The sequence below is a fragment of the Pseudoalteromonas sp. S8-8 genome (assembly GCF_000497875.1).
GTDB classification, from domain to species: Bacteria; Pseudomonadota; Gammaproteobacteria; order Enterobacterales; family Alteromonadaceae; genus Pseudoalteromonas; species Pseudoalteromonas arctica.
Map to the genome: position 1 here is coordinate 166,732 of NZ_AUTR01000022.1, position 9,805 is coordinate 176,536.

Here is a 9,805-nt window from a genome sequence, read left to right on the forward strand (position 1 = left end):
ATAAATTTGAAAATAATTCCTGTTGGTCAGTTACTGCCTGGTATGTTTGTGCAAAGTGTTACCAGGCAAACTGGCAGTATTAAAATTAAAAATCAAGGCTGGGTTAAAACTCAGGCTGGTATTAATAACCTAATAAAAGCAGGAATTTTAGAAGTAGAAATAGACCCTGATAAAACCCTCATTGACTCAGTCCCTGAAAAAGCTCCTATCACTGTACCTGCAACAAAAATAAAGCGTGACCCTTGGCAAAAAACACACAGTGCCGAACAAGAAATGGGAAAGGCAAAAAAGCTGTATGACGAAGCTAAAACACTGCAAATAAAAGCATTTAAAGATATTAAAGCAGGCCGCGATATAGATATTACGCCATTCAGAGAGCTGGCAAGTGGCTTTATGGACTCTGTTTTTAGAAACCAAGATGCCCTAGCCTGCCTTACCCAAATGCGCCAAAAAGATGCTTACCTACTTGAGCACTCTATTAATGTATCGATATTAATGGGGATTTTTGCTAAGCATTTAGGTATAGAAAAAAACATTATCGTTGAACTGACTACCGGCGCACTTTTACACGACATTGGTAAGATAAAAATTCCTGATGAAATACTCAATAAACCAGGTCGCTTTACCGATGATGAATTTAAAATAATGAAAATGCACTCGCTTTTCAGTAAAGAGATATTAGAAGAGTCTGGTTTAACGGGTATTGCAGTTGATATTGCTGGCATGCATCACGAAAGGCTTGATGGTAAAGGCTACCCGTTTGCTAAAAAGGGCGACGAAATAAGTCAATACGTACGTATGGCGTCAATTGTGGATGTATATGATGCACTTACCGCAGAACGTGTTTACAAAGCAGGCATGGAGCCAATAAAAGCCTTTAAAATACTAAAAGACGGATGCCCAGATAGCTTCGATCCCGAGCTGCTTAATAAATTTATTCAATGTATTGGTATTCATCCGGTAGGAACGCTCGTTAGATTATCGAGTCAAAAAGTTGGTTTAGTGACCGAGAGTAACCCTAGCACACCGCTAAAACCTATCGTTAAAACATTTTACAGTGCTAAGCATAGTCGCTATACAGAGATAAAAGATATCGATTTAGCTAATAAAAAAACCCTAGATACCCTTGAGTCAGCGGTGAAACCTAAAGAATATAATATTGATTTAGAACGCTTTTATAAAAACTCAATATTATCCTAAGCAATATTGAGAGCTCAACATTCTACCGAGCTCTCAACATAATAGCTAAGCGTTTACTGCGGCCAGTCTTGCAAAGCTTTTAAGCTAAACTCATAACCATCAAAATCAAGTACACTTTGCTCAGGTGTAATCTCTCTTACAGTTAAAGCGCCTATGCTCTCTCCTTCATGTAGCTCTCGGCCATTTAGCTTGATCCAACGCTTGTCAGCGCTCGATGAATAAATATGCGCTTGATATTTAATACTAGGTAACATTGATTGCAAGCCATCTGGTAGCAATTCTACAGGCTCAACACGTGATGACGTTTTTGATGCATGGGTAACTTCATAATCCTGATTTTTTTCGACGTCTTGTATAGCTTGCGCAAACGCATTTTTAAGTGTTGTAGGCACCTCATCAAGCTCAGGATCGCTCATCTGTTGAGATTGGTTGTTACCATTAATTGGCTTACCTAGTACTTTATATTTACTCATATCTAGTTGAGCTGATGCTGTATTTTGACTTTGCCCAAATACCGAAGCGTTCTGTGTATTATTTGGATTGTAATTATTTTGTGGATTAAATACTGGCTGATTATAATTTTGAACTGGCATTACTTGTTGCACGTTCTGCTGATTATAACCCGTTGCGCTCGTGACCTGACTCGATGGCATAGGAATATATTGCCCATTAGGCGTTAATAACATTTGCTGTACACCATTAGGTGTTTGCACATGTACAAGTTGCCCTTCAATCGTTGCAGTATTTGTTGGAGCTACTTTAGCAGGTTCTAACTTAGCTATTTGCTGCTTTTCAACTGCGGCATCTACCTCTTTAACTTTTTCTTTAGTTGACGATTTTTCGCTTTCAACCACCTTAATTACAGCGGGTTCCGATATGTTTAATAAAGTAGTACCTTGAAACCACTTACCAGTAGTAAACCCACCAGCTACCGCAATAAAAGCAGCTAAGCTTGTACCAAATACTAACGCTAATCGTCTATAACGCTTAAGTGCTTGCTGTTGCTTTAACTGCTCTGATTGTAAGTCGTATTGCTCAGCACTCATATCTGATTGCTGCGACTGCTTTAGCGCATCTAATAAATAAGACATAACTTACCTAACTATAAAATAAATGAAAGCCCAATGCCTACGGCAAATAAAGCAGCGAATGCAAGGCTATATGGTACAAATGACGTTGCTTTGTTGGCCTCATTAACTGGCGCTACAAAATCCATGGGTAATGACTCATGTGCTGATTTTTTTATTATATCGCTATCAACTATCAACTGCTGCTTTGCAAAAGTGCCTACCAAAGCTCGCTCACATACCAAGTTCATTAATCGTGGCACACCACCGGTTAATTGATGAACAGCTTGCATGGCATCCATCGAAAAAATTCCTTTATCACATCCTGCAACATGTAACCGATGCTTTATGTAAGCAACTGTTTGGCCTTGCGTAAGTGGTAATAAATGGTAACGAGCTGTTATTCTCTGGGCGAGTTGCCTTAATTCATTGCGCTTTAAAAGCTCTTGTAGCTCAGGTTGACCAACCAATACTATTTGTAATAATTTTTTATGATCGGTTTCTATATTTGTCAGCAAGCGTAATTGTTCAAGCACATTAGGGGCAAGTAACTGCGCTTCATCAATTATAAGTATGGTGTGCCCACCCGATTTATTATTGGTCTCTAAGTGCTTTTTTATAATATCGGTAAGACTTTTAAGCGTCGCATTATTAGCATCGTAACTAATGTTGAGCTCATCACAGATACTAGCTAATAACTCTAGCTCTGAAAGTGCTGGGTTATGGATCATCGCTACTTGCGTGTTTTCGGGTAACTGCTCTAACATACTGCGGGTAATTGTAGTTTTACCAGTACCCACTTCGCCTGTTAATAATACAAAACCACCGTCTTCACCTAATCCATAGGTAAGGTGTGCTAAGGCTTCTTTATGTCGTTCACTTAAAAATAAGTAATGAGGGTTGGGCGAAATTGAAAAAGGTTTTTCATTCAGGCCAAAATAGCTTAAATACACCGTGATGTTCCTTCGTAATTAAATCACGGCCTATAATGGCAAAAAAACGCACTAAGTGACAACGTTGTAAGCGCTTTATTATTGAAATAACGTAAATTTATGTAAAACAAAAAAATGCAGCGGTTTTAAGGCTGCACTTTCATCTGTCTAATCTTAGTATGTAATTTACTCTTCGTAGCGAACTAACCGTAAATACACATTACTTGTTTTAGCGTGCAAACTATTCAGGCCACTATCAAATTGATAAACCCATGCAGAGCTCATCGTGCTCACACCCGATGTATTTGACCAATAGTTTTGAAGCTTAGTACCAAAAAACACCTCTTCATTAATGCTCGGCTCGGTGCAACTGTGCTCTAAAATACTCGCCAACTCTTTAATGTTAGGCATTTGCCAATCATCGTAATCTGCGGTTGTATCATTTTTAGCACCGCGTAGTGCTTCTTGCCAAGTAAGAGAAGGTGTAGAGCCTTCGCAAAGCTGCGTCTCTGTATTATAAATTTGCCCATAACTACAACGTTGCCACATAAGGCCTGTTTCGGTATCAGACACTGTGCCATCTGTATTTATGGTAAATCTATCTGTCGGCGTTGTGGTATCTGCACCGTCGTAGCACGTTTGCGCCGCTGCAATATTAAAGCTCAAGCTTATAGTTGCTAGTGCATAGAGTAATTTTAATCTCATTATTTTCTCCTAACGGCTTCTAACTAAACGAACATACGCGGTATTTTCTTTTGGATAAGCAAGATCGTTACCATCACTCATATCAATAATGTACGCTTGCGATAAACTTGTACCATCGGCTGCGGTTTGTGAAGTCCAATAACGTAAGTGGCTTAATGCACTTTCACTTGGCATATTGGGGAAAAACACCTCATCAATTAATATGCTTTGCCCTTGCTTACCATAATCAATTAAACCTAAAAGCTCTGTATAAGTAGGTAACCGCCAATTTGTACCACCACAAAAATCTAAGTTATTCACTTCGTTTATATAACTTTGTACTCCACAACTCGTATCATCCGGACAAGTTGAATTGGCTGTACTGGTGTCTGTAAAGGTTGTATCACCTAAATCCCAAAAGTAATGATTTTGACCCTCACGCAAGCTTGTATTTGGCAATACTCCTGAGGATTCACTTTTTACTTCCCATACAAGTCCAGTAACATTATCGCGTATACAGGTAAAGTCACTACTATCATCACCAACTTCATCAGCAAACTGATTAAGTTTAGTGTAATCAAACGCTAAATTACCTTTACCAACCTTATCTAAGCGGTTTGCATAGCTATCGCGTCCAAGTTCAGCATCTTGCGCTGGAAAGTCATCGCTTTCACAGTTAATGCGTTGGGTGTTGTTATAGCACTCACCAACACCACTATCGTTTATAAGCCCAAGCGCTTTTGGTGATACATCAACAAATAAAGAATCTGTATCGGTGCGTCCTTTTGAGTCGGTTACCGTTACTTCAAAGCTCAACGTGGATTCAGTATCTACATCAGAGGCAAAAAATGTCGTTGTACATTGGTCGCTATTACTTAATGTTTCGCTATTACCGGTAAGTTGTTGCCACTTACACTGATAGGTATCGGTGACAGTTTCGCTATTCGTTGCGTCAAGTGTTACTTCTTCAAACTCTTCGACATTTTGATCAGCGCCTGCATTTGCATCCACTAGTTCATTTGTTTTATTAAGCGTCATTGAATATTGAGTACTTGCCTCACCGCCCTCATCATCAGTGACTGTTAGCTGCCAAGATAAATTTACGTTACTTTCTAGTAATGGATGAGAAAAGCTAAGAGTTGACTCATTAAAGCTAGCAATATCTAAATCAGGACCTGATAGCAGTTGCCACAAGTAACTATCAATTTGGCCATTATCATCAGGATCGCTCGACTCAAGGGCGCTCAAAGTAACTGTGTCTTTGTATACAGAAGGAAGTGTTTCAGGAGATGTTTGGGTAACAACAGCAAGAGGAAGTTGATTATTAGAGCTCACTGAAATAGAAATGTCGTCACTAACAGCGCTACTACCGGTGCTTTGATAGCTTACTCTTAAGATTATTTCACTATCAGTTTTTACGTCAGGGGCTGTCAATGTTTGCTCAGCGCCTTCAAGCGGAAAACCTTCTAAGCTTGGGCCGCTAACTTGTTGCCATGAAAACGTACCATCAGCGGGGGAACCTTGTGCTGTGATAGTAAATTCAGTTTTTTCGATAATTTGTAAATCGGTTCCAGCATTAACAGATGTTTCTACAACTGTATTATCGCTATCACCGCCACCACCTCCACACGCACTCAGCAAACCGCAAGAAATGAGGGGGATTAAAGCAAACGCTTTCATACGCAGCACCTTATTATGTCAAATAATTACTATAGTGTAATTACTAGCAATAAAGATGCCATTAAAGTACTACATATATGTATCTTGATGAATGCGTACAAACAATTTCGTACCGATTTTACTGTAATCTACTTTGTATTCACGCCCATCTAAAGCTTGAATAAATAGTAATTGTTTTTCTTCGCCAAATATATCAGGGCTTCCAACATAGACTATTTCTAAATAGCGATCTTTTGCATCACGGCGGTTTTTAGGTAACTCTTCTTTAAATGGCTCTAAGCCATGTTGAGTCACTTTAATTTTAGGATGAATTTCAGAGTTTACAATCACTAAATCATGCTTTTTATCTTTATGTATTATGGTGTTTCGACCACTTTTTAAAAAGGCTCTCTCTTGACTCATTTTTCTTTCCTACAGTCGCAGCTTAATTATTAATTTGCGACGCTATAAACTGACTAGGCTCGCGCTTCCACTTATTTAAGTTAGCACTAAATGCCCAGATATCTCTATCTAACACACTGGCTGGTAATAATAAATCGTAACCGGTTAACAGTTGAAGGTGCTTAGTCCTGTTAGCAAACATAGCTATAAGACCAGTATAGCTTATCCCTTTATGGGATGTGTAATGTGTATCTTCTATTAGCCATTCTGATGGGCAATTGCCATTTTTGCAATGTTTTTGAACAACTTGCATAAATAAATTACGCTGCTCTATTAATAATTTCCCTGCAATTCGAGGCGCTATGCTTGTTAAAAAGTCATCTATGTCGTTTACCTTTATACCAACCGCATTTAATTCTAAGTAATCAAAGCCATCTTCTATTTTGGGTATACCACTGTGATGAAAGTTACTATGAGGCATACACCAAGCTCCGTACTTATGGTAATAAACGAGCTCAGACTCATTTAATATAAGGCTATGATATGGCTCTTGAGTTTTTAAATATCCAATAAAAATAGCGGCAATACACAAGCTCACTAAAAATATTTCAAGTATGCTAATCTCACCCGGTCTCAGTAAATTAAACAACATAATAAAAACTAAACCAATTGCACCTGCAACAAGCACCTCAATTGCGTTTCGCGCACCTTGTGCCCGAAACTTAATGGCATTGTTAGATTTATCCATATTGGTAAAACGCCATATAAAAAACAAGCATAATAACAGCCCAAATTATGACCTTTCTTGTTGTTATACATAAGTTACAGGTGGTTTTAAATTTCATAAATTACCGCTTTTTCCTCAACAAAATAGGAACAATGAATAAATCTTATTTACTTTTACGCTTAACGCACAAATTTATGAGACACATAACCGTCTTTTCCCGGTCTTATTTCGTACAATACTTACAATTCATTTTCAGGTATGAAATCAATGTACTCAAGACAATCAGGTAAAGCACTTTTTCCATTTATTATTACGTTACTTCTAATATTTAGCGTTTATTTATATCTACCCGCTAGCCACGGCGAACAGGCCGATTTATCACAAATGTCTACTCAAGTAACAGCTCATACTGTTACTTCTCAGGAAAACGCAGTGATGATAGAAGCGATCGGTAGCGCGCGTGCAAACCAAGCAATCTATATAAAAAGTGCGCAAAACGATTATGTCACAGATATATATTTTAAAGACGGCGACTTAGTCAGTAAAGGACAAAAGTTAGTACAGTTACAGAGCCAACAAGAACAGCTTGCCGTTAAAGAGCTTGGCATTAACTTACGTGAAGAACAACGTCAGTTAGATCGCCTAACCGAACTTTCACGCTCGCAATCAACGGCAAAGTCGTTACTTGAGGAGCAGTTATCTCGTGTTGATGCAACAGAGGCCCAACTAGAAAGCGCTAAAACTAAATTAAACGAAATGACTATTAGTGCGCCCTTTTCAGGCCTGTTAGGTAAGCGTGAAATATCAATAGGTGCTTACGTAAGTAATACAACAATAATCACAACACTTGATGATATTAGTATTATTAAAGTTGACTTTAAAGTACCTGAAAAATATTTAGCACAATTAAATATGGGCATGAAAGTGCTTACGCAAAACGATGCCTACCCAGGACAAACATTTAACGGCAAGGTAACGCATATTAGCTCGCGTATTGATTCGGTTACTCGCAGTGTTGAAGTAACAGCAAGTTTTGCCAATAAATCAGGATTACTTCGCCCTGGTATGTTACTAAATACAGCACTTGAGCTAAGCAGCAACCAAGCTTTAATGGTGCCAGAAAAAGCGGTTATACCTTTGCAAGACAAACACTTTGTTTTTCAAATTCAAGATGGGATAGCTAATAAAATTGAAGTGCATGTTGCTAGCAGAAATAATGGCTGGGTTGCTATCGACGAAGGCCTAACTGATGGCGAGCAAATTGTTACTGAGGGGCTAATAAAAATTCGCTCTGGAAGTAAAGTAAGCGTAAAGGGGTAATACGTGAAAATTACAGATACTAGCGTCAAGCGCCCCGTTTTTGCCATTGTAATTAATTTACTGCTTCTTACTTTTGGACTGGTTGCGTTTACTATGCTGCCACTTCGTGAATACCCGGATATTGAAACGCCGATTGTAAATATCAGCACTGAATACACAGGTGCTTCTGCCGAAATTATAGAAACCAAAATAACGCAAATAATAGAAAATCGAATTTCAGGTATTGAAGGCATCAAAAGTATTAACTCTTCGAGCCGTAATGGGCGCTCAAACATTACCATTGAGTTTGATATTAACCGCGACATAGATGCAGCATCTAACGATGTACGCGAACGTGTAGCACGTGCACTTGATAGTTTGCCTGATCAGGTACGCCCGCCAGAAGTATCTAAATCAAATAGTGATGAAAGCCCAATCGCCTGGTTTGTATTAAACAGCGAAACAATGGACTCGTTACAGCTCTCTGATTACGCGCAGCGTTTTATTGTTGACCGCTTAGCCGTAGTAGATGGTGTATCTAACGTACGTATTGGTGGTGAGCGCCAATACGCCATGAAAATTTGGCTTAACCGCCAAGCAATGGCCGCACGGGGTATTACCTCAAGCGATATAGAAAACACACTTCGTACAGAAAACGTTGAGTTACCGGCTGGCGAAATAGAATCTATAGATCGTGACTTTACCGTGCGTACTGCCCGTAGTTATAAAGATCAGCGCGATTTTAAAAACCTGGTAATTAAACGTGGTGATGAAGGTTACTTAGTACGTTTAGGTGAAGTTGCCGATGTACGTTTAGAAGCTGCCGATGACGAAAGCTTATTTCGTGGTAACGGGCGTAATATGATTGGCTTAGGTATTGTAAAACAAGCTAAAGCAAACACACTTACCGTAGTAGATAACGCACGCAGTGAACTTGAAAAAATCAAACGCAACCTACCTGAAGGCACTACAATTCAAGACAGCTACGATTCGTCTGTATTTATTAAAGAGTCTATTAATGAAGTTTACAGCACACTTGCCATCTCTATGGGTTTAGTCGTACTCGTTATATTTTTGTTTTTAGGCAATATACGAGCAACGCTTATCCCTGCGGTCACCGTACCGGTCGCACTTGTTGGTAGCTTTATGTTTTTATTGGCAATGGGCTACTCAATTAACTTACTCACTTTACTTGCCTTAGTACTGGCCATTGGTTTAGTAGTAGATGATGCCATTGTAATGCTTGAAAACATTCACCGCCGTATTGAACTGGGTGAGCCGCCGTTACTAGCTGCATTTAGAGGCGCGCGTGAAGTAGGTTTTGCTATAGTAGCAACCACTCTTGTACTAATATCGGTGTTTGTGCCATTAGTATTTATGGATGGCCGTATAGGTGCATTATTTACTGAGTTTGCTATGGCGGTAAGTGCTGCCGTATTTTTCTCAAGTGTTACAGCACTGACTCTCGCACCAGCCTTGTGCTCTAAAGTACTTAAAGTATCAGACAAACCAAATAAATTTAGCCAATGGATGGACCGCCAGTTTACTAAAATTGAAGTAAGTTACCGTAATTCACTCTCCACCAACATAACCCGTAAATGGGGTTTAATGGTGAGCTTATTATTAGCTGGCTTTGTTAGTTACTCGTTGTTTTTACAAGTTCCTTCTGAGCTAACGCCAAAAGAAGATCGTGGCACGTTCTTTATTATGATGAGCGGCCCTGAGGGCGCAAGTTACGAAAATAACGCCGCTAATATGGCTAAAATTGAAGAGCGCTTAATGCCTTACTCGCAAGCCGGTGAGCTAAGTCGCGTACTTGTTCGAGTGCCTGGCTG

At 39.2% G+C, this 9,805-nt stretch carries 9 protein-coding genes; 3 read left to right on the forward strand and 6 right to left on the reverse strand.

The features are described 5' to 3' along the window. The first annotated feature begins 6 nt into the window (after positions 1-6). On the forward strand, positions 7-1,200 hold the full coding sequence (locus tag L659_RS0106700; protein WP_024590011.1) for an HD-GYP domain-containing protein: 1,194 nt from the start codon (positions 7-9) through the stop codon (positions 1,198-1,200). 53 nt (positions 1,201-1,253) lie between these two features. Here L659_RS0106700 and L659_RS0106705 read toward each other — a convergent pair whose 3' ends face one another. The 6 genes from L659_RS0106705 to L659_RS0106730 form a co-directional block, all read right to left on the reverse strand. Further along, positions 1,254-2,291, reverse strand: a complete 1,038-nt coding sequence (locus L659_RS0106705) for a general secretion pathway protein GspB (RefSeq protein WP_024590012.1) — start codon at positions 2,289-2,291, stop codon at positions 1,254-1,256. Between the two features lie 11 nt (positions 2,292-2,302). Continuing rightward, positions 2,303-3,220: an ExeA family protein gene (locus L659_RS0106710; protein WP_024590013.1), complete on the reverse strand. Its 918-nt coding sequence runs from the start codon at positions 3,218-3,220 to the stop codon at positions 2,303-2,305. Positions 3,221-3,385: 165 nt separating this feature from the next. Further along, positions 3,386-3,904, reverse strand: coding sequence for an Lcl C-terminal domain-containing protein (locus L659_RS0106715; protein ID WP_024590014.1), 519 nt, complete (start codon positions 3,902-3,904; stop codon positions 3,386-3,388). A gap of 9 nt (positions 3,905-3,913) precedes the next feature. Then, entirely contained in the window at positions 3,914-5,563 is a 1,650-nt protein-coding gene (locus tag L659_RS0106720; protein ID WP_007581674.1) for an Lcl C-terminal domain-containing protein, read from the reverse strand. Between the two features lie 69 nt (positions 5,564-5,632). Then, entirely contained in the window at positions 5,633-5,965 is a 333-nt protein-coding gene (locus tag L659_RS0106725) for a hypothetical protein (protein WP_024590015.1), read from the reverse strand. Positions 5,966-5,987: 22 nt separating this feature from the next. Beyond that, a complete protein-coding gene (locus L659_RS0106730; RefSeq protein WP_024590016.1) occupies positions 5,988-6,692 on the reverse strand; it encodes a DUF2982 domain-containing protein in 705 nt (234 codons plus the stop codon). A gap of 246 nt (positions 6,693-6,938) precedes the next feature. Between L659_RS0106730 and L659_RS0106735 the strand changes: the two genes are divergently transcribed. Together L659_RS0106735 and L659_RS0106740 are read left to right on the forward strand one after the other, a co-directional pair. Next, positions 6,939-7,991 carry an efflux RND transporter periplasmic adaptor subunit gene (locus L659_RS0106735; protein WP_024590017.1) on the forward strand — a complete coding sequence of 351 codons (1,053 nt, stop codon included), beginning with the start codon at positions 6,939-6,941 and terminating at the stop codon, positions 7,989-7,991. A gap of 3 nt (positions 7,992-7,994) precedes the next feature. Next, on the forward strand, positions 7,995-9,805 hold a 1,811-nt coding region (locus tag L659_RS0106740), incomplete at its 3' end, for an efflux RND transporter permease subunit (protein WP_024590018.1).

Coding starts and splice junctions, on each gene's coding strand:
- L659_RS0106720 (WP_007581674.1), bottom strand. CDS start 5,563: ATGAAAGCGTTTGCTTTAATCCCCCTCATTTCTTGCGGTTTGCTGAGT.
- L659_RS0106705 (WP_024590012.1), bottom strand. CDS start 2,291: ATGTCTTATTTATTAGATGCGCTAAAGCAGTCGCAGCAATCAGATATG.
- L659_RS0106730 (WP_024590016.1), bottom strand. CDS start 6,692: ATGGATAAATCTAACAATGCCATTAAGTTTCGGGCACAAGGTGCGCGA.
- L659_RS0106715 (WP_024590014.1), bottom strand. CDS start 3,904: ATGAGATTAAAATTACTCTATGCACTAGCAACTATAAGCTTGAGCTTT.
- L659_RS0106725 (WP_024590015.1), bottom strand. CDS start 5,965: ATGAGTCAAGAGAGAGCCTTTTTAAAAAGTGGTCGAAACACCATAATA.
- L659_RS0106735 (WP_024590017.1), top strand. CDS start 6,939: ATGTACTCAAGACAATCAGGTAAAGCACTTTTTCCATTTATTATTACG.